The organism is Oceanobacillus sp. Castelsardo (assembly GCF_001659985.1).
GTDB lineage: Bacteria > Bacillota > Bacilli > Bacillales > Amphibacillaceae > Oceanobacillus.
In genome coordinates, this window is sequence record NZ_LYCS01000021.1 from 1 (window position 1) to 1257 (window position 1257).

A 1257-nucleotide genomic window follows, 5' to 3' on the forward strand; every position below is an offset into this window, starting at 1 on the left:
AAACCGTGAGGTCAAGCAAATCCCATAAAACCATTCTCAGTTCGGATTGTAGGCTGCAACTCGCCTACATGAAGCCGGAATCGCTAGTAATCGCGGATCAGCATGCCGCGGTGAATACGTTCCCGGGTCTTGTACACACCGCCCGTCACACCACGAGAGTTGGTAACACCCGAAGTCGGTGAGGTAACCTTTTGGAGCCAGCCGCCGAAGGTGGGACCAATGATTGGGGTGAAGTCGTAACAAGGTAGCCGTATCGGAAGGTGCGGCTGGATCACCTCCTTTCTAAGGATTATTACGGAAACATACTGTGTTGTTTGGTTCAGTTTTGAGAGAGTAATTTATGATACTTATATTTTTAATTAAAGATGGGCCTGTAGCTCAGCTGGTTAGAGCGCACGCCTGATAAGCGTGAGGTCGGTGGTTCGAGTCCACTCAGGCCCACCATCTTATAATTTCATGGGGCCTTAGCTCAGCTGGGAGAGCGCCTGCTTTGCACGCAGGAGGTCAGCGGTTCGATCCCGCTAGGCTCCACTTTTTGTACCTTGAAAACTAAATAAGAGTTAACAAGACATCAAACTTTAAAGCGATAAAAAACGCTTATTCATTGTAAACTTAGTTAAGTGAATAAGGGCGCACGGTGGATGCCTTGGCACTAGGAGCCGATGAAGGACGGGACTAACACCGATATGCCTCGGGGAGTTGTAAGTAAACGTTGATCCGGGGATTTCCGAATGGGGAAACCCACTGTTCGTAATGGAGCAGGACTTATACTTTAATACATAGGGTATAAGAGGCACACCCAGGGAACTGAAACATCTCAGTACCTGGAGGAAGAGAAAGCAAATGCGATTTCCCAAGTAGCGGCGAGCGAAACGGAAACAGCCCAAACCAGAGAGCTTGCTCTCTGGGGTTGTAGGACACTCCATTGGAGTTACAAAGAAATTCTTTAGACGAATCAACCTGGAAAGGTTAGCCAAAGAGGGTAACAGCCCTGTAATCGAAAAAGAATTTCCTCCGGAGTGTATCCTGAGTACGGCGGAACACGTGGAATTCCGTCGGAATCCGGGAGGACCATCTCCCAAGGCTAAATACTCCCTAGTGACCGATAGTGAACCAGTACCGTGAGGGAAAGGTGAAAAGCACCCCGGGAGGGGAGTGAAAGAGTACCTGAAACCGTGTGCCTACAAGTAGTCGAAGCGCGTTAATGCGTAACGGCGTACCTTTTGTAGAATGGACCGGCGAGTTACGATTGTATGC

2 tRNA genes and 2 rRNA genes are annotated in these 1257 nt (G+C 49.0%); all 4 read left to right on the plus strand.

The features are described 5' to 3' along the window. Nucleotides 1–282, plus strand: a 16S ribosomal RNA gene (locus A9178_RS18190); the annotation flags it as partial. Nucleotides 283–367: 85 nt separating this feature from the next. Then, nucleotides 368–444, plus strand: a tRNA-Ile gene (locus A9178_RS18195). A 14-nt stretch (nucleotides 445–458) separates the two neighbouring features. Beyond that, a tRNA-Ala gene (locus A9178_RS18200) sits at nucleotides 459–531 on the plus strand. Between the two features lie 83 nt (nucleotides 532–614). Continuing rightward, a 23S ribosomal RNA gene (locus A9178_RS18205) occupies nucleotides 615–1257 on the plus strand; the annotation flags it as partial.